The organism is Streptomyces sp. NPDC042371, from assembly GCF_056437465.1.
Map to the genome: position 1 here is coordinate 292,358 of NZ_JBWKAP010000001.1, position 17,799 is coordinate 310,156.

Below are 17,799 nucleotides of genomic sequence, written 5' to 3' on the forward strand. Positions count from 1 at the left end.
GAAAAGATCCTCTTTGCCACTGTTCACCCGTTCTGCCTTTCTCGGGTTGGTTCCGCCATCGTTGTCGGACGGCTGTCGCGGGGCGCGCCGATCGCCAGCACGGCCATGTCGTCGTGCAGGCCCTGCCCCACCCACTGGGCGCTGATCATCTGCACGCGTTCGGTGACTGCTTCCACGGGCATCCCGGTGCACTGGGCCAGCACGGAGCGCAGCCTGTCCTCGCCGAACATCACGTCACCCAGCGGTCCCCCGCGCGCCTCGGTGATCCCGTCGGAGTACAGCAGGCAGGTCTCGCCCGGTTCCAGGACGACCTCGGCGGTCCTGAACTCGACGTCGGCGAACGCGCCGATCAGCGTGCCGCCGGTGGCTGCCTCCTCCACCCGGCCGTCGGCGCGCACGATGAGCGGGGCGGGATGGCCCGCGCTGGACAGGCGCAGCCGCACCTGTGCGCCCTGGCGTACGGCGGTGACCAGGACCAGCGTCACGAAGGGGGTCTGGTCCGAGGCCAGCTGCGCCCGGTTGAGGAGGGTCAGCAGGCGGGTGTGGTCGGCGGCGAACGGGACCAGCGCCTGCAGTGCGTTGCGGATCCGGCCCGCCGTGACGGCGGCCTCGAGACCCTTGCCGCACACGTCGCCCAGCACCGCGACGGTCTCGGCCCCGGGGGCGCCTGCGGGGTGCAGGTCGTAGAAGTCGCCGCCGATGCGCTCGCCGGGCGCCGAGGCCCGGTAGCGGCCGGAGAAGCAGATGCCGTGCACCCGGCCGAGTACGGGTGGCAGCAGGCCACGCGTCAGCACTTCGGTGCCGTACGCCTGGCAGGCGTGGCTGCGGGCCACGGAGAGGGCGGCGCCCGCACGCGCGGCGAAGAGCCGGGCGAAGGACTCCTCGGCGGGAGTGAACTTCGCCTCGCGGCAGTCGCGCAGCAGGATGAGGCACCCGGCGGGCGCGCCGTGCCCCGGCAACGGCACCACCACGACCGAACCGATGGTGGTGGCGCCGCCCGAGAACTCCTCGGGCATGACCCACGACGGCATCTCCTGGGGGTCGATCCAGCGGGATGACACCGCGGGAAGCCCCTGCAACGCCTCGGCCAGGCCCGGCAGTTGCTCCGGGTCCAGGGCGATCCGCTCCTGCGCCACCGGCCCGTCGGTGACGCAGCGCGTCACGGGAAAGCCGCTTCGGTCGCCCGTCCCGACGACGACGGCCGCGTCCGCCAGGTGCCGGGCCGCCTGCCGCCCGACGACTTCCATGCAGCGCTCGACGTTCAGCGAGGCGAGCAGCTCCGAGGAGAACTCCTGCAGCAGACCTGCTCTCGACCGCTCGCGCGCCAACTCCTTCGCGGCACCGGCCGGGGCGCCATCGGCGACGAGCCACCAGACCATCGCGCCGTCCGCACCCGGACCGGCGAGCGCCTTCACCGGCTGCCCGCCGATCCGGCCGTCCGCCCACGCCGGTGACTCCTCCCCCGCGGCGCCGACACGCCGCAGGTGCGCCTCGACCAGCCATGCGGGCGCGACGTCGCCCAACGGGACGCCGACACCGAGCTGCGCCAGCAGCACGGCAGCCTGCTCGTTGTGGAACAGCACGGTGCCCGCCGCGTCCACTCCCAGCGCCGCATACGGGGCGCCGTGCTGCGCGGCGGTGCCTACACCACGGGAGCTCGTCTGCTCGGGCAACGAAGCCATCGAAGGGAACCCACTGGCGCGGGTCCGCACCACCCATCTACTCGAAGGCAGGTGGCGACCACGTTACCGAGGGCATATGACTACCGACCGTGATTCTCCGTACCTCGGACATCTTCCTTCCGACTGGTGAATAATCCGCCCGGCAGTGCCGCTGTGTGACGCTCAGGCCAGACGGGGCAGGTCCTCGCGCAGGAGGTGCCCCCGGAGCGGTGCCCCGGAGACGTAGCGCTCGACCTCCCCGACCGCGTACTCCCCGAGCCTGCGCACCTCGCTCCCCTGCGCCCCTGCGATGTGTGGGGTCACCAGCACATTGCGCAGGCGGAGCAGCACGTGGTCCGGCGGCAGCGGCTCGGGATCCGTGACGTCGAGGAACGCGTCCAGACGCCCCTCCCCGCACTCCCGTGCCAGCGCGTCCGTGTCGACCAGTGACCCGCGGGCCGTGTTGATGACGACCCCGCCGTCAGGAATCAATTTCAGCATGTCGGCGCTCAAGAGGCCGCGTGTTTCCGGTAGTTGTGGCGCATGGATCGTGACGATGCTGCTGCGTCCGCAGAGTTCCGGCAGCTCCACGAGTTCCACACCCAGCGAGGCCGCCTCCGCGGGGGCCACGTAGGGGTCCGTGAGGAGGATCCGGCAGCCCGCGTCCGAGGCCCGCAGCGCCGCGATCACCCGCCGTCCGATCCGTGACGCGCCGACGACGCCGACCGTGCGCGCGTCCGCTCCGGTGCGCCCGGTGAAGGGGGGCCATCCGGCCGCGTATCCGGCCGCGGTGGACAGCGCTCCCTTCGCCGCGAACGTGATCGCCGCCAGGGTGAAGGCCACCACCGGGTCCGCGTTGGCGTCCGCCGCCGAGGAGACGACGACGCCCCGGTCCCAGACCGCGTCGGTGACCATCGGCTTGACGGAGCCCGCCGCGTGGACGACCGCGCGCAGCCGGGGCGCGCAGGCCAGGATCTCCGGGGTCAGGGGCGGGCACTCCCAGCCCGTGACCAGGATTTCCGTCTCGGCAAGGACCGCTCGCGCCTCGGGCGCCGTGAGCGGTCCCGACAGCAGCAGCGGCGCCAACTCCACGCTGCGGGCGAGCCGTTCGCGCAGGTCCGGTGCGAACACGCGGTCCGCGACCTCGACGCCCATGGCCAGGGCCGCGATCGGCGGGCCGCCACCGCTCCGCTCTCGCCGATCCGCCCGCTCTGCCTGATCTGCCACGCGTGACCGTCCCTCGTAGTAACCGGTTACCAACCAGCGCCTGGAGGCTAGGACCAATCCGGGAGCGTGGTCAAGAGAGCGCGGGGCGAGGGGGGTTGACCGGGCGAAGTAACCGCTTTAGATTCCGGGCACCTTATTCCGACGACGGAGGGGTTGCCGTGCCGACGGTGACGAAGGAACGGGCGGAAACCGAGGCGGTGAAGCCGCCCGGCAGCCGCAGAAGCAGGACAAGTGGTGGAAAATCAGGGCGTGGTGAACTGTGGAAACGGTTTCAGCGCACGCGTGTCCTGGTGCTGCTCATGGTGCCGGGGCTCGTGTACTTCCTGGTCTTCCACTACGGCGCCTTCGTCGCCAACGCGGTGGCCTTCAAGGAGTACGTCCCGTTCGACGGCCTGTGGGCCAGCCCCTGGGTGGGCACGGAGAACTTCTCGCGGATGTTCGGTGATCCGGACTTCTGGCACGCGACGTGGAACACCCTGTTCATCGCCGTGCTGCAGCTCGTCTTCTTCTTCCCGGCACCGCTCGCCCTCGCTCTGCTCCTGCACAGCCTGACCTCGGACCTGCTGCGCCGTTTCACCCAGTCCGTGATCTATCTGCCGCACTTCCTCTCGTGGGTCGTCGTCGTGGCGCTCTTCCAGCAAGTGCTCAGTGACACAGGCCTGTTGAACACCTTCCTGAGCGACTCCGGGCTGCACACCGTCGACATCATCGGCAACCCGGACGCGTACAAGCCGCTCGTCGTCATCGAGGTGATCTGGAAGGACGCCGGGTGGGGGACGATCATCTTCCTCGCCGCGCTGATGCAGGTCGACGAGCAGCTGTACGAGGCATCGGCGATCGACGGGGCCGGGCCCTGGCGGCGCTTCTGGCACGTCACGCTGCCCAGCATCCGGCCCATCGTCATCCTGCTGCTGATCATGCGGCTCGGCGACATCCTCTCCGTCGGCTTCGAACAGATGCTGCTGCAGCGGCAGTCCGTGGGGCCCGAGGTCGGCGAGGTGCTCGACACCTTCGTCTTCTGGCAGGGCATCGTCGGCGGCGACACCGGCTATGCCGCGGCCGCGGGCCTGTTCAAGGGCGTCGTCGGCGCGGCGCTCGTCTTCACCGCCAACCGGATCGCCCACCGACTCGGCGAGCAGGGGGTCTACAAGTGAGTACCGGTCACGTCACCAGGCCCGCCTGGATGGAGAAGCCGCGGTTCGCGACGAAGGCCGCCAAGGCGGTGGCGGTGACGGTCGTCCTCGGGCTCGTGCTGATCCCGTTCCTCGTCATCGTCTCGACCTCGCTCGCCTCCAACCGCGAGGTCGTCGACAACGGCGGCTGGGTCCTGTGGCCGAGCGATCCGACGCTGCGCGCCTACCGGACCATCCTCGAAGGCGGCATCGTCACCAAGGCGCTCGGCGTGAGCATCGGCCTCACCGTCGTGGGCACGCTCTTCTCCCTCGCGTGCACCACCTTCCTCGCGTACGCCCTGGCCCGCCCCGGCGTCTTCGGCGGCAAGCCCGTGCTGCTGCTCATCCTCTTCACCTTCCTCTTCCCGCCCGGCATGATCCCCGCGTTCCTGCTGGTCAAGGGCATGGGGATGATGGATACGTATGCCGCGCTCGTCGCGCCCGTCCTCATCAACGTCTTCAATCTGATCGTGCTGCGCGGCTTCTTCCAGGGGATACCCGAGGAGTTGCACGAGGCGGCCAGGCTCGACGGCGCCGGTGACTGGCAGATCCTGTGGCGGATCGTGCTCCCGCTGTCCAAGGCGGCGCTCGCCGTGGTCTCCCTGTTCTACGCGGTGAGCTACTGGAACGCCTGGTTCCATGCCTCCATCTACATGGAGTCCGGCCACTGGCCGCTGTCGCAGGTGCTGCGTACGTACGTCATCGGCGGCTCGCAGATCGCCGACACCGGCCTGAGCGAGGCGGGCATGGTCTCCGCCCCGCAGACGACCCAGATGGCCGTCCTGGTGATCGCCACCGTGCCGATCCTGATCGTCTACCCCTTCCTCCAGAAGTACTTCACCAAGGGCGTGCTCACCGGCGCCATCAAGAGCTGATACCTCAACTCGTCGTCCAGAAGGGCTCCTTCACGTGTCCGGTTCCTCGATGTCGCGCCGCACCCTGCTCCGCTCCATAGCCGTCGGCGGCGCCGCCCTTGCCGCCCCGGCCGTCCTCACCGCCTGCTCGACCGATTCGAGCGGCGGCGGCAACGTCTCCAACGCGGGCAAGAAGATCGTGCCCTGGCCGAAGTACAGCCCGGCGAAGGGCCCCACCCCCGACCTCGCGCCGACCGCCGAGGGCGTGCAGCCCGGGTACACGAAGTACCCGGAGAAGCTGGTCCGGGCGGTGGCCGAGAAGCCCGGCACCGGCAAGCAGAAGATCAAGGTCATGACGATCACTTACGGCACCCCGCCGAAGCCGGTCGGGCAGAACAAGTACTGGCAGGCCGTCAACGAAGCGCTGGGCGTCGAGGTCGAGTTCACCGTCGTGCCCGACGCGGACTTCCGCGCCAAGATGTCCACGCTCATGTCGGGCGACGACCTGCCCGACATGATCAACTTCGGTGGCGGATACGTGCTCCCGAGGGAGTCGCAGTTCGTGAAGTCGCGCTGCGCCGACCTCAGCGACTACCTATCCGGTGCCGCCGTCAAGGACTACCCCAACCTCGCCAACATCCCCACGTACGCCTGGGAGGGCATGGGGCGCATCGCCGGGCGCATCTACGGACTGCCGATCGAGCGGGCCAAGGTGCAGGGCGCGATGTTCATCAACCGCGAGGCGTTCGACGCGGCCGGGTACCGTCCCGGCATGTCCGCGCCCGACTTCCAGGCGATGGCCGCGGAGGCCTCGCAGGGCAGGAAGTCCGCGCTCGGCGCCTCCACCGTGGGCTTCTACGGGTACCTGTACCACGCGATGTGGCACGGCGCGCCCAACCAGTGGCAGATCAAGGGCGGCAAGGCCACCGACATGTACGGGACCGACGCGTTCAAGGCGGCCCTTGAGTACATGGCGAAGATGCGCAAGGCGGGTTCGTACAACCCGGATGCCACCTCGATCTCCCAGGTCGACCTGAAGACCCAGTTCTACAACGGGACCGTCCGCTCGATGACCGACGGCTGGGGTGCCGTCATCTCCAACGCCCAGGGGATCAAGGACGAGTTCACCCTCGACGTCGCCGAGCCGTACAAGGTCGACGGCGTCACGCCCGTCTACCAGCAGAACCGCGGCTGTTTCGGCTACACCGTCATCAAGAAGGCCTCCAAGGGCCGCATCGAGTTGATGCTGCGGGTGCTCAACTGGCTCGCGTCGCCGTTCGGTTCGAAGGAGTACGAGCTGATGCACTACGGCGTCGAGGGCACCCACTTCAAGTACAACAAGGACGGCGACCCGGTCGCCACGGAGACCGGCCTGATCGACTCCAAGACCAATCTGCCCTTTCCCTACCTCATGGACGCCCCGCAGCCGCTGTACTTCCCCGGCTTCCCCGACCTCACCGAGCGGCTGCACGCCTGGGAGAAGAAGGTCGTCCCGCTCCTCGTGCCCGACGACCACTGGGGCCTGATGTCGGAGACGTTCAACCGGCAGGGCGCCACGATGCAGCAGATCATCGAGGACGGCGTCACGGCGATCGTCTCCGGCCGCAAGGGGCTCTCCGAGTGGGACGGCATCCATCAGAAGTGGCAGTCCCAGGGCGGCAAGCGGGCCGCGGAGGAGTTCCTCAAGGAGTACGAGGCCGCGCACTGACCCGGGAGCGGGGCACGGGATGATGGTCCGGGGCGGACTGCCGTGGGGGCAACTCCGCCCCGGATCCTGCGGGTTGGCCGCCGGACGAGAGCCGGTCGATGGCCGGGTGAGGGAGACACAGTGGGTGAGCGGGTCACCATCCGCGAGGTGGCCGCGCGCGCGGGCGTCTCGGTAGCGACCGTCTCGCGGGTCCTCGCGGGCAACTACCCGACGTCCACGGCGTCGCGCGCCAAGGTGCTGCGGGCGGTCAAGGACCTGGACTACGTCGCCAACGCGCACGCGCGCGCGTTGGCGGGCGCGGGCCGCAAGACGATCGCGGTCCTGATGTTCGACGTGGTCGGGGCGTTCTACGCACAGGTCGCACAGGGCGTCGAGATGGAGGCCGCCCAGCGCGGCCGCCTCACCCTGGTCGCGTCCACGGGCAGCGATCCGGCCCGTGAGCTGGCCCTGGTCCAGATGATGCGCGAACAGGCCGCGGAGGCCGTGGTGCTGGTGGGCGGCGTCATCCAGGACGACGAGTACCGGCAGCGGATGGCGCGCTACGCCGAGGCGCTCGCGGCGGCCGGGTCCCGCCTCGTGCTGTGCGGGCGCCCCGCGCCGACGCCCGACGTGCCCGCGCTGGTCGTCGAGTACGACAACGAAGCGGGCGCCCACGCCGTGACCAGCCATCTGCTCGGCGCCGGACACCGCCGGATCGCCCTGCTCGGCTACGAGCCGGGCAACACGACCGGCGAGGACCGTCTCGCGGGCTACCTGCGGGCGCTGGACGACCACGGGGTGCCGCGCGGCGAGGCCGTCGTGCACGGGACGGGCTTCGGGCAGAACCACGGCTACCAGGCGATGCGCGAGCTGCTCGACCGGGCGGACGGGAAGCCCCGCTTCACGGCCGTCTTCGCGGGCGACGACCGGGCCGCGGCGGCGGCGATCATCGCACTGCGGGAGCACGGCCTTCGGGTCCCCGAGGACATGTCGGTGGTCGGCTACAACGACGACCCGGTGGCCGGGGACATCACCCCCGGCCTGACGACCGTCCACATCCCCGCCGAGGAAATGGGCCGCACGGCCGTCCGCCGCGCCCTCTCCGGCTCCTCCCGCACGGGCCAGGAACGCCACGTCCTGGGCACGCACATCGTGATCAGGGACAGTGTGCGGACGGTTCGGGGGGCCGGGGGGTAGGGGGTGCGTGTGAGTGGGGCGGGGCGGACGGGGGGGCCGCGCACGCCTGGGGGGCGGACAGGGGGTTGCCGGGGACCGACAGGCCGCACCGTCGCTCCCGCTCCCGCCCCGGCGCCGGACCGGCGGGTGAGGCGGCCGCCAAGTGGCTGCGGTCCCGGTGTGCCGCGGGCGCCGCACCGATGGACGGGACGGCCGCCGTGCGGCAGCGGCCCCGGTGCACCGCGGGCGCCGCACCGGCGGGGTGAGACAACCACCCTGACGCAGCGATCAACGCGCGCCGTGGGCGCCGGACCGGCGCGTGGGACAGCCACCGTGACGCGGCGATCCCCGCGCGCCGCGCCGCGTCGGGCGCCGGTGTCAGGTGATGCCCTGCCGCCCCGCGAGCACCGCATCCGCCACGTCCGCGGGACGGTCCCGCATCACGAGGTGTCCCGAGGGCTCTGCCACGTGGAAGGCCCCGCCGAGGCCGTGGGCCAGTCGTCGCTGGCGTTCCAGCCACCGCCGTGAGCCACCCCCGTATGCGGCGAGCACCGTCACCGGGACCCCTTCCGGCAGCGGCAGGCGGCGCCGGAGGGCGGCGATTTCACGTGCCGCGTCGCCGTACGTCGCGTACTCCATGAGCGCCGCACGCCACACCCTGCTGCTCCCGTACAGCCACGCCCAGGGCGTCGGCGCCGCGAGGCGTCGCAGGGTCGGTCCCGTCGCCCTCGGCAGCCCCGCCGCGCACAACAACGTCCCCCACGCGCGCGTGGCCGCCACCCGCGCCCCGCGCGGCAGGAACGTGCGCGGCCGCTCCTCCACGCTGGAGTCGACGAGGACGAGCCCCTCCGTACGCTCCGGGTACAGCCGCGCGAACGCCTCCGCGTGGAACCCGGCGAGCGAGTGCCCGACCACCGTCACCCGCGCCCCGCCGAGCCCCACCGCCGCCAGGACCCGCAGGATCCGCTCCGCCTCGTCCCGCACGGCGGGCGCTACGCGCGCGGGGCCGCTGAGCCCGAGTCCGGGCCGGTCGAAGCGGACCACGGTCCGGTGCGGGGCCAGCAGCGGCACCACCGGGTCCCAGTCGAACCAGCCGAGCCCGAGCCCGGCGCCGAGCACGCACACCGGCCCGCTCCCCGTCACCTCGACGTGGTGCGGCACTCCCCCGACCCGTACGAACGTCACTCCTGCCGTGCCTCCGCGGATGCGCGAGCCACCACCGACCACGCGAGCACCACCAGCCACACCGCGATGAACAGCACCTGCAGCCGCTGGCCGATCCCGAGGCCCCACGTCCCGCGACCGGCGTCGAACGCGGCGACGGACACCAGGGTCCAGCCGGTGGCGGCCAGTTCGAGGACGACGAGAACCGGCCCGGTGCGCGCGAGCGCGGGCCACGCGTCGGCGTGGCGGCGGGCGGCGACCGTGAGCAGCACCATGGCGACCAGCGCCCCGGTGACGGCGACGCTGCTGCTGACCGCATGCGCCGAGTGCGTCCAGGGGACCTCGCCCGCCCGCTCCCGCGCGACGCAGCCGGGGTCGGCGGTCGCCGCGCAGCTCAGCGGCAGCCGCGAGTCGGCCGCGGTGGCGGCCCCGAACAGCGCGAGCCCCGCCCAGCCCACGGTGACCCACCGCCCCTGTGGCGACCGCCGCGGCAGAGCCCACAGGGCACCCGCAAGGACGAGGAGGCCCGCGAAGAGGTCCACGGTGCGGAAGAACGTTCCGTACGGCTGGTCCTCTGCGGCGAGTTCACTGACGTAGGACGTGCGGGGCGAGAGCCCGGTCGGCAGGAACACCTCGACCGCCCAGGTGCTGTACGCGAGGGCGCCCGCCAGCAGGAGGCCCGCGAGGACGCGTGCGGCGGTTGATCGCGAGGTCCGGACGGGCCCCCCGGTGCGGGGCTGCTGTTTCGCCATGGGGACGGCTGCCGTCGTAGGGGATGACGTCGGAGATGACATGGGTGATGACATCGGTGGGTACACGCTATTTCGTCGCATGTGTCGCCCTGTGTTCGGGGTGGATCCAGCCGGGTTTGCGGTACTTGAGGAAGGCCGCGGGCGCCAGGACGCCGAGCGCGAGCAGTCCGCCGCCGACGATCAGCAGATAGCGCCACAGCGGGCCCTTGCCGAACTGGTCGGGCGGCACGAAGCCGATGGCGAGCGCGGCGAGCGACGCGACGAAGCCGACGGCCGCGACGACCTTCACCGCGGGGACCACGAAGCCGCGCGGCACCTGCGGCTGCGACGCCCGCAGCCGCACGACGGTCACGAACATCAGCAGGTACGCGATGAGGTAGATCTGCACGGTGATGACGGAGAACATCCAGTACGCGCTGGAGACGTCGTCGCTGAAGGCGTAGAGGACACCGATCAGCGTGGTGACCACACCCTGCGCGATCATGATGTTGCGCGGGACGCCCGCCTTGTTGAACTTCTGCAGGAACGGCGGCAGATAGCCCTCCTGCCGGGCGAGCGTCACCAGCCCCTTCGCGGGCCCCGCGAGCCAGGTGAGCATGCCGCCGAGCGCCGCCATCACGAGCATGATCCCGACGACCTTCGTCATCCAGCCGACGTGGAAGTGGTCGAAGAAGGCCTGGAAGGCCTGCATCAGACCGGCGGTGAGACTGAGCTCCCGCGACGGCATGACCCAGCTGATGGCCAGGGCCGGAAGGATGAAGATCAGCAGGACGAGGCCGGTGGCGAGGAAGATCGAGCGCGGGTACTCGGCGCGGGGATGGCGCAGCGACGAGACGTGGACGCCGTTCATCTCCATGCCCGCGTAGGAGAGGAAGTTGTTGACGATGAGCACCAGGCTGGCGAGGCCGGTCCACGGGGGCAGCCAGTGGTCGGGGCTCATGGGCGCGGCGGACGCGTTGCCCTGCCCCAGGAAGACGATGCCGAGGACGACGAGGACGACACCGGGGATGAGGGTGCCGATGATCAGCCCCAGGGAGGAGAGCCCGGCGACCGTCTTGGTCCCCCGGCACGTGATCCAGACGCCCGTCCAGTAGATGACGACGATGACGATCGCTACGTAGGGGCCGTTCTCGGCGAGGCTCGGATGGATGACGTACGCGAACGTCGAGGCCACGTAGGCGAGCAGGCTCGGGTAGTACGCGATGGTCATCGCGAACTGGCACCACACCGCCACGAACCCCAGCGGCTTGCCCAGCCCCTCGCTCACCCACCTGTAGATGCCGCCGGACCACCCGGAGGCGAGCTCGGCGCCGACCAGGGCGGTGGGGAGCAGGAAGACCACGGCGGGCAGGAGGTAGAGGAAGACCGCGGCCAGGCCGTAGATGGCCATCGACGGCGAGGGGCGCAGGCTGGCGACGGACGCGGTGGTCATCAGGGCGAGCGTCACCCAGGAGATGAACTGCCGCGGAATGGCAGGGTCCGGCTCCGGCAGGCTCCCCGTACCGGTCTGTACGGGTTCGTCCGTGTTCGTCATGCGCTCATGATCGTCGGAGCGGTGGGGGTCCGCATGTCGCCGGATACCCGGCGGGGGTAGGGTTCGCCGCATGGCGAGGACGAGGAACGGCACGGGTCACGGGCGGCTGCTGCTGCTCGCCGCGCTGCTGCTCGGGATCGTGACGATGCATACGTTGGGGCATCCCTCGGGCGGGCATGAGGGTGGGGCGGCCCGGTCCGCCGGGTCCGGCACCGTGTCGTCCGCGATGGGGCATGGCATGGGCGGGGCGCGGGCCCTGGACGAGCGGGGCGCAGCGCCGCACGAGCGCGATGCGACCTCGTCCGAGCTCGATACGACCTCGCCCGGACACGTTGCCGCGCCCGCCTCCTCCCCTACCTCCACCCCCACCTCCGCCTCCGCTCCCGCCCCCTCTCCCGACTCGCACGGCGGGATGGCGATGGATCCGCTGTCCGTGTGCCTGGCGGTACTGGGCGCGTTCACGCTCCTCGCGCTCGTGCGGGCCGGACTGCTGCGGCCGGGTGGGACGCTCGCCCAGCTGCCCGCGCCGGGACGGCTCCTGCACACCCTGCGGCCCAACCCGCCGCCGCCTCGGATACTCCTCGCCCATCTGTCGGTGCTGCGCATTTAGGCCTGCGCACCGGCTGCTTCGTGCTGCCCGCGGAGCTCGTGGGGTCCTGGTGGGAACCTGCGGGCGTCGAGCGGTGTACCAGAAGCAGCGGATGCGCCCATCTGCACGCACCACACGACGAGGTGTCACTCAGTCATGCGTAAAACAGTCATGCGTGAAAATGCTTCTCCGCGCGTCCCTTCGCGGCGCTCCGTGCTCGGCGCCGCGGCCGCGGTCGCGGGGACGGGAATCCTGACGGCCTGTTCCGACGCGGACCCGGGCGGCCACGGCGGTCACGGCGGCCGGGGCGGCCGGGGCGGGGCGTCCGGCTCCGAAGGACCCGAGGGCTATGTGGACCCGGCGGGCAAGGAGGTCGCGGCCGCCGAGAAGAAGCGCGGCCGGGGCGGCAGGACCCGCGAGGTGAAGCTGACGGCCGTGGAGGCCAAGCTCGACCTGGGCGGCCCCACGGTCAGGACGTGGGCGTACGGGGACCGGCTCCCCGGCAAGGAGGTCCGCGTCACCGCGGGCGACACCCTCGCCCTCACCCTCGCCAACCACCTCCCGCAGGCCACGTCCCTGCACTGGCACGGCATCGCCCTGCGCAACGACATGGACGGCGTCCCCGGCCTCACCCAGCAGGACGTGCAGCCGGGTTCCGACTTCACCTACCGCTTCGCGGTGCCGCACCCGGGGACGTACTGGTTCCACCCCCACTCCGGCACCCAGCAGGACCGCGGTCTGTACGCGCCACTGATCGTCGAGGACCCCAGGGAGCCCCTGAAGTACGACAAGGAGTGGGTGATCGTCCTCGACGACTGGGTCGACGGAGTGGACGGATCGACCCCGGACGGCGTGCTCGCGGAGCTGAGCAGGGGCATGGCCGACCACGACATGGGAGGCGACGACTCCGGGGGCCACGGCGGCCACGACATGTCGAACATGTCCAGCACGCCGACCGGCCCCTCCCGAATGATGATGGGCGCCAAGAGCGATCTGCTCGGCGGCGACGCGGGCGACGTCGCCTACCCGCACTACCTGATCAACGGGCGCACGGCCAAGGCACCTTCGCAGTTCCGCGCCCGCCCCGGCGACCGCATCCGCCTGCGCATCATCAACGCGGGCGGTGACACGGCGTTCCGGGTGGCGCTCGGCGGCCACGAGATGACGGTGACGCACACGGACGGCTTCCCCGTGCGGCACGCGAAGACCGACGCGCTGCTCCTCGGCATGGGCGAGCGGTACGACGTGGTGGTCACCGCCAAGGACGGCGTCTTCCCACTGACCGCGCTGGCCGAGGGCAAGAAGGCGGCGGCGCTCGCGGTGCTGCGCACGGGCGGCGGGGCCCCGCCGACGGCGTCGACCCGGCCCGGCGAGCTGACGGGCCGCCTCCTGACGGCGGACAAGCTGCGGTCGCACGAATCCGTGGCCCTGCCCTCCCGCAGGCCGGACCGCACGATCAGGATCCGCCTGACGGGCGGCATGGCGAAGTACGACTGGGCCTTCGACAAGAAGCCCTACTCCCCTGGGCAGCGCCACCCCGTCCGCGCGGGCGAGCGGGTCCGCCTGACCTTCGCCAACGCGACCACGATGTGGCACCCCGTCCACCTGCACGGCCACACCTTCGCCCTGGCGGGCGTGCGCGGAGGCCCCCGCAAGGACACGGCGATCATCCTGCCGAACGGCAGCCTGTCGGTGGACTTCGAGGCGGACAACCCGGGCCTGTGGATGCTCCACTGCCACAACGTGTACCACGCGGAGGCGGGAATGATGACGGTGCTCGGTTACCGCGCCTGACGGGTAGTTCCGCAGGCCGGAGCGCGTGGGTGGTGCTCCCGGACACCCGTCCGGGAGCACCGCCCGGGCTCCCCGTGAAAGTGGGCACTCTCGACAGAAAGAGGGATAATGTCCGCATAACCCCCGCAGGCCGTCACCTGACCTGCCCCTTCCCGAAGGGGCCCTGCCATGACCACGCCCGGCGCCTCTCCCCCACCACCCCAATGGGGGCAACGGCCGCCCCAACCGTCACCACCGCCGCAGCCGCAGCCGCTCCGCAACGGCCTCGGTGTCGCGTCCCTGGTGCTCGGCATCATCGGCGTGCTGTGCGGGCTGATTCCACTGCTCTTCTGGGCCGCGGGGGCCCTCGCCGTCCTGGCGCTGGTCTTCGGCTGCGTCGGGATCGGGCGCGCCCGCAAAGGCCAGGCCGACAACAAGAGCGTGGCGATCTGGGGCACGTCGCTCGGGGCGGTCGCCGCGATCCTCGCGGTCATCGGGCTCGCCATCACCGTCTCGGCCGTCAACGACGCGGTGGACGAGCTGCACAGCACGGGCGGCAAGAAGGAGCCGTCGGTCACGACCGACGAGCCGTCCGGACATCGCACGGAGAGCGGCTCCGAGGCTCTGCGGTTCGGGGAGGCGTTCGCGTACGACGACGGCGTGAAGGTGACCGTGTCCCGCCCCTCTCCCTACCAGCCGGGCCCCTACGCCCTGGGCCACACCCAGGGCAACAAGGCTCTGACCGTCAAGATCACCGTGGCCAACGGCTCGGGAAGCGCCATCGACCTGGATCTGTCCACGGTGACGTTCAAGGACGCCGACGGCGCACAGGGAGAGATGATCTTCGCTGGCGACATGCCGAGGAAGCTTGCTGGCGAACTGCAGCCCGGGGAGCAGGCCAGCGCCACGTACGCGGTGAGCCTTCCCCCCGACGCGGCATCGGCCTTGGAGGTCCAGGTCGAGCCCGGCGCATTCACGTACGACAGCGAGAGCTGGTCGGGCCCCCTGAGGTGACCCGCCCGACAGGCCATCGCGTCGCTCTGACGATTACACTGAATTCGTGCCTCAACTACGCCTCGCTCTGAATCAGATCGACTCGACCGTCGGCGATCTCGCCGGGAACGCCGAGGCGGTCGTCCACTGGACCCGGCACTCCGCCGAGCAGGGGGCGCATCTCGTCGCGTTCCCCGAGATGGCGCTGACCGGGTACCCCGTCGAGGACCTCGCCCTGCGTTCGTCCTTCGTCCAGGCCTCTCGGGACGCGCTGCATGCGCTCGCCGGGCGGCTGCGGGACGAGGGGTTCGGGGAGCTGCCGGTCGTCGTCGGGTATCTCGACCGCACCGAGGAGGCCAAGCCGAAGTTCGGCCAGCCCGCCGGGGCCCCGCGCAACGCGGGCGCCGTGCTGTACCGCGGCGAGGCCGTCCTGACCTACTCCAAGCACCACCTCCCCAACTACGGCGTCTTCGACGAGTTCCGCTACTTCGTGCCGGGCGAGACGCTGCCGGTCGTGCGCGTGCACGGCGTCGATGTCGCGCTCGCCATCTGCGAGGACCTCTGGCAGGACGGCGGCCGCGTACCGGCGACCCGCAGCGCGGGGGCGGGGCTGCTGCTCTCCATCAACGCGTCGCCGTACGAGCAGAACAAGGACGACCAGCGCCTGGAGCTCGTGCGCAAGCGCGCGCAGGAGGCCGGTTGCACCACCGCCTACCTCGCCATGATCGGCGGGCAGGACGAGCTGGTCTTCGACGGCGACTCGATCGTGGTCGACAAGGACGGCGACGTCATCGCGCGCGCCCCGCAGTTCGCCGAGGGCTGCATCGTGCTGGACCTGGAGCTGCCGGCCGCCGCGCCCGTGCCGCCGTCCGGCGTCGTGGACGACGGGCTGCGCATCGAGCACGTCACGCTGTCGGAGGAGCCCCTTCCCGCGTACGAGGGCGAGCTCACCGGCGGGTACGCCGAGCGGCTCGACGACGACGAGGAGGTGTACTCGGCGCTGGTCGTGGGGCTGCGTGCGTACGCCGCGAAGAACGGTTTCAGCAGCGTCCTGATCGGGCTCTCCGGCGGCATCGACTCCGCGATCACCGCCGCCATCGCCTGCGACGCGCTCGGCGCGCAGAACGTGTACGGCGTCGCCATGCCGTCCCGCTACTCGTCGGACCACTCCATCGGCGACGCGGAGGAGCTGGCGCGGCGCACCGGGCTGAACTTCCGGACCGTGCCGATCGCGCCGATGTTCGACGCCTACATGGGCTCGCTCGGCCTCACCGGTCTCGCCGAGGAGAACCTGCAGTCGCGGCTGCGCGGCACGATGCTGATGGCCCTCTCCAACCAGGAGGGGCACATCGTGCTCGCGCCGGGCAACAAGTCCGAGCTCGCGGTCGGCTATTCGACGCTCTACGGCGACTCCGTCGGCGCGTACGGCCCCATCAAGGACGTCTACAAGACGGCGATCTTCCGGCTCGCCCAGTGGCGCAACCGCGCGGCGCAGGAGCGGGGGCAGACGCCGCCGATCCCGGAGAACTCCATCAGCAAGCCGCCGAGCGCCGAGCTGCGCCCGGACCAGGTCGACACGGACTCGCTCCCCGACTACCCGGTCCTGGACGCGATCCTGGAGCTCTATGTCGACCGGGACCAGGGCGCCGACACGATCGTGGCCGCGGGCTACGACCGGGAGCTGGTCACGAAGACGCTGCGGATGGTGGACACCGCCGAGTACAAGCGGCGCCAGTACCCGCCGGGCACGAAGATCTCCGCGAAGGGCTTCGGCAAGGACCGCCGCCTGCCCATCACCAACCGCTGGCGTGAGTCCGCGACCGGCTGACCGGTACGCCCGGACCGGCTGACCGGTACGCCCGGACGCGATCTGCCCCCTGTCGCCACACGGCGGCAGGGGGCAGATCGGTTCAGGGAGGGCTCAGGGAAAGACCGCCTCAGCGAGGCGACGTCGCTCAGTGGTGCGACGGCTCCCGCGACGGCGTGCCCGTCGCCACCACCCGCTCCACGCCCGCCACGGGCCCCCGCCGCAGATCCACCACGTACGCCACCCCGGCCACCGCGAGGCCGAGGACCGCGAGGAGGGCGCCCGTCACCGCGGGGGACGTCACGCCGAGGTTCGCCGCGAGGGCGAGGCCACCGATCCAGGCGCCGCCCGCGTTGGCGAGGTTGAACGCACCCTGGTTGGCGGAGGAGGCCAGGGACGGGGCCGCGGCCGCCTTCTCCATGACCATGAGCTGCAGCGGCGAGCCCGTCGTGAAGGCCGCCATGCCGAGCAGGAAGACGGCGAGCGCCGCGCTCCACCCGGCGCTCATGAGCAGCGGGAAGAGGGCGAGGACCACGGCGAGGGCCGTGAGCCCGCCGAAGAGCGTGCCGCGCAGGGAGTGGTCGGCGAGGCGGCCGCCCAGGAGGTTGCCCACGGTCGCGCCCACGCCGAACAGCGCCAGGAGGAGCGTGACGCTGGACTCCGCGTAGCCCGCCGAGTCCGTCAGCATCGGCGTGATGTAGCTGTACGCCGAGAACAGCGCGCCGAATCCGGCGACGGTCGTGCCGAGCGCCAGCCAGACGGGGACGCTGCGCAGCGCCCGGAGCTCGCCGCGCAGGCCGGTGGCGTCGCCGTGGCCGTGGTCGGCGGGGACCAGGAGGGCGAGCGCGGCGATGGCCGCGAGCCCGATGGCGCTCACCGCGAGGAACGTGGCGCGCCAGCCGAGCTGCTGTCCCATCGCCGTGCCGACCGGCACGCCCACGATGTTGGCGACGGTCAGGCCGAGGAACATCAGGGACACCGAGCGGGCCTTGCGCTCGGGGCCGACGAGCCCGGTGGCGACGACCGCGCCGACGCCGAAGAACGCGCCGTGCGGCAGTCCGCTGAGGAAGCGCGCGGCCATCAGGAGGTGGTAGTCGGGGGCGGCCGCCGAGAGCGCGTTGCCGACCACGAAGAGCACCATGAGGCCGATGAGGACGCGGCGGCGCGGGAGCTTCGCGGTGACGGCGGCGAGCAGCGGGGCGCCGATGACGACGCCGAGCGCGTACGCGGAGACCAGGTGTCCGGCGACGGGGAGGGAGATGTCCAGGTCGTCGGCGACGTTGGGCAGCAGGCCCATCATCACGAACTCGGTGGTGCCGATGCCGAAGGCGCCCACGGCGAGGGCGAGCAGGGCCAGGGGCATGAAGAAGTACCTTCCACGGAAACAGGAGCGGTGCGGAGTGACAGAGA

14 protein-coding genes are annotated in these 17,799 nt (G+C 71.4%); 8 read left to right on the forward strand and 6 right to left on the reverse strand.

What is annotated here, in order from left to right:
* Positions 1–23: 23 nt before the first annotated feature.
* Together AC068B_RS01310 and AC068B_RS01315 are read right to left on the reverse strand one after the other, a co-directional pair.
* On the reverse strand, positions 24–1,682 hold the full coding sequence (locus AC068B_RS01310; RefSeq protein WP_478668202.1) for a PP2C family protein-serine/threonine phosphatase: 1,659 nt from the start codon (positions 1,680–1,682) through the stop codon (positions 24–26).
* A 162-nt stretch (positions 1,683–1,844) separates the two neighbouring features.
* Complete coding sequence (locus AC068B_RS01315; RefSeq protein WP_478669201.1) at positions 1,845–2,816, reverse strand: hydroxyacid dehydrogenase; 972 nt, start codon at positions 2,814–2,816, stop codon at positions 1,845–1,847.
* A gap of 371 nt (positions 2,817–3,187) precedes the next feature.
* Between AC068B_RS01315 and AC068B_RS01320 the strand changes: the two genes are divergently transcribed.
* From AC068B_RS01320 to AC068B_RS01335, 4 genes are all read left to right on the forward strand, one after another.
* Positions 3,188–4,042: an ABC transporter permease gene (locus AC068B_RS01320; RefSeq protein WP_150167088.1), complete on the forward strand. Its 855-nt coding sequence runs from the start codon at positions 3,188–3,190 to the stop codon at positions 4,040–4,042.
* Positions 4,043–4,071: 29 nt separating this feature from the next.
* Entirely contained in the window at positions 4,072–4,935 is an 864-nt protein-coding gene (locus AC068B_RS01325) for a carbohydrate ABC transporter permease (RefSeq protein WP_478669203.1), read from the forward strand.
* A 49-nt stretch (positions 4,936–4,984) separates the two neighbouring features.
* Positions 4,985–6,622, forward strand: coding sequence for an extracellular solute-binding protein (locus AC068B_RS01330; RefSeq protein ID WP_478668204.1), 1,638 nt, complete (start codon positions 4,985–4,987; stop codon positions 6,620–6,622).
* A gap of 120 nt (positions 6,623–6,742) precedes the next feature.
* Positions 6,743–7,798, forward strand: coding sequence for a LacI family DNA-binding transcriptional regulator (locus tag AC068B_RS01335; protein WP_478668205.1), 1,056 nt, complete (start codon positions 6,743–6,745; stop codon positions 7,796–7,798).
* A 357-nt stretch (positions 7,799–8,155) separates the two neighbouring features.
* Here AC068B_RS01335 and AC068B_RS01340 read toward each other — a convergent pair whose 3' ends face one another.
* The 3 genes from AC068B_RS01340 to gadC form a co-directional block, all read right to left on the reverse strand.
* A complete protein-coding gene (locus tag AC068B_RS01340; protein WP_478668206.1) occupies positions 8,156–8,962 on the reverse strand; it encodes an alpha/beta fold hydrolase in 807 nt (268 codons plus the stop codon).
* Positions 8,959–9,693 carry a DUF998 domain-containing protein gene (locus AC068B_RS01345; protein WP_478668208.1) on the reverse strand — a complete coding sequence of 245 codons (735 nt, stop codon included), beginning with the start codon at positions 9,691–9,693 and terminating at the stop codon, positions 8,959–8,961. The genes AC068B_RS01340 and AC068B_RS01345 overlap by 4 nt, the downstream gene beginning before the upstream one ends.
* 67 nt (positions 9,694–9,760) lie before the next feature.
* A complete protein-coding gene (gene gadC, locus AC068B_RS01350; RefSeq protein WP_478668209.1) occupies positions 9,761–11,227 on the reverse strand; it encodes a glutamate/gamma-aminobutyrate antiporter GadC in 1,467 nt (488 codons plus the stop codon).
* Between the two features lie 70 nt (positions 11,228–11,297).
* Between gadC and AC068B_RS01355 the strand changes: the two genes are divergently transcribed.
* The 4 genes from AC068B_RS01355 (at position 11,298) to AC068B_RS01370 (ending at position 16,410) form a co-directional block, all read left to right on the forward strand.
* On the forward strand, positions 11,298–11,837 hold the full coding sequence (locus AC068B_RS01355; protein WP_478668211.1) for a hypothetical protein: 540 nt from the start codon (positions 11,298–11,300) through the stop codon (positions 11,835–11,837).
* Positions 11,838–11,972: 135 nt separating this feature from the next.
* Positions 11,973–13,610 carry a multicopper oxidase family protein gene (locus tag AC068B_RS01360; protein ID WP_478668213.1) on the forward strand — a complete coding sequence of 546 codons (1,638 nt, stop codon included), beginning with the start codon at positions 11,973–11,975 and terminating at the stop codon, positions 13,608–13,610.
* Between the two features lie 168 nt (positions 13,611–13,778).
* A complete protein-coding gene (locus AC068B_RS01365) occupies positions 13,779–14,603 on the forward strand; it encodes a DUF4190 domain-containing protein (protein WP_478668215.1) in 825 nt (274 codons plus the stop codon).
* A 46-nt stretch (positions 14,604–14,649) separates the two neighbouring features.
* Positions 14,650–16,410: an NAD+ synthase gene (locus tag AC068B_RS01370; protein WP_478668217.1), complete on the forward strand. Its 1,761-nt coding sequence runs from the start codon at positions 14,650–14,652 to the stop codon at positions 16,408–16,410.
* Between the two features lie 127 nt (positions 16,411–16,537).
* On the opposite strand, the gene AC068B_RS01375 is transcribed toward AC068B_RS01370, so the two are convergent.
* Positions 16,538–17,752 (reverse strand): MFS transporter, encoded by a 1,215-nt coding sequence (locus AC068B_RS01375; RefSeq protein WP_478668219.1) that lies wholly within the window; start codon positions 17,750–17,752, stop codon positions 16,538–16,540.
* Between the last annotated feature and the right edge of the window lie 47 nt (positions 17,753–17,799).

Excerpts from the sequence above, each read along its gene's own strand:
- AC068B_RS01310 (WP_478668202.1), bottom strand. The coding sequence starts at position 1,682 with ATGGCTTCGTTGCCCGAGCAGACGAGCTCCCGTGGTGTAGGCACCGCC.
- AC068B_RS01315 (WP_478669201.1), bottom strand. The coding sequence starts at position 2,816 with ATGGGCGTCGAGGTCGCGGACCGCGTGTTCGCACCGGACCTGCGCGAA.
- AC068B_RS01320 (WP_150167088.1), top strand. The coding sequence starts at position 3,188 with ATGGTGCCGGGGCTCGTGTACTTCCTGGTCTTCCACTACGGCGCCTTC.
- AC068B_RS01325 (WP_478669203.1), top strand. The coding sequence starts at position 4,072 with ATGGAGAAGCCGCGGTTCGCGACGAAGGCCGCCAAGGCGGTGGCGGTG.
- AC068B_RS01330 (WP_478668204.1), top strand. The coding sequence starts at position 4,985 with ATGTCGCGCCGCACCCTGCTCCGCTCCATAGCCGTCGGCGGCGCCGCC.
- AC068B_RS01345 (WP_478668208.1), bottom strand. The coding sequence starts at position 9,693 with ATGGCGAAACAGCAGCCCCGCACCGGGGGGCCCGTCCGGACCTCGCGA.
- gadC (WP_478668209.1), bottom strand. The coding sequence starts at position 11,227 with ATGACGAACACGGACGAACCCGTACAGACCGGTACGGGGAGCCTGCCG.
- AC068B_RS01355 (WP_478668211.1), top strand. The coding sequence starts at position 11,298 with ATGGCGAGGACGAGGAACGGCACGGGTCACGGGCGGCTGCTGCTGCTC.
- AC068B_RS01360 (WP_478668213.1), top strand. The coding sequence starts at position 11,973 with ATGCGTAAAACAGTCATGCGTGAAAATGCTTCTCCGCGCGTCCCTTCG.
- AC068B_RS01365 (WP_478668215.1), top strand. The coding sequence starts at position 13,779 with ATGACCACGCCCGGCGCCTCTCCCCCACCACCCCAATGGGGGCAACGG.
- AC068B_RS01375 (WP_478668219.1), bottom strand. The coding sequence starts at position 17,752 with ATGCCCCTGGCCCTGCTCGCCCTCGCCGTGGGCGCCTTCGGCATCGGC.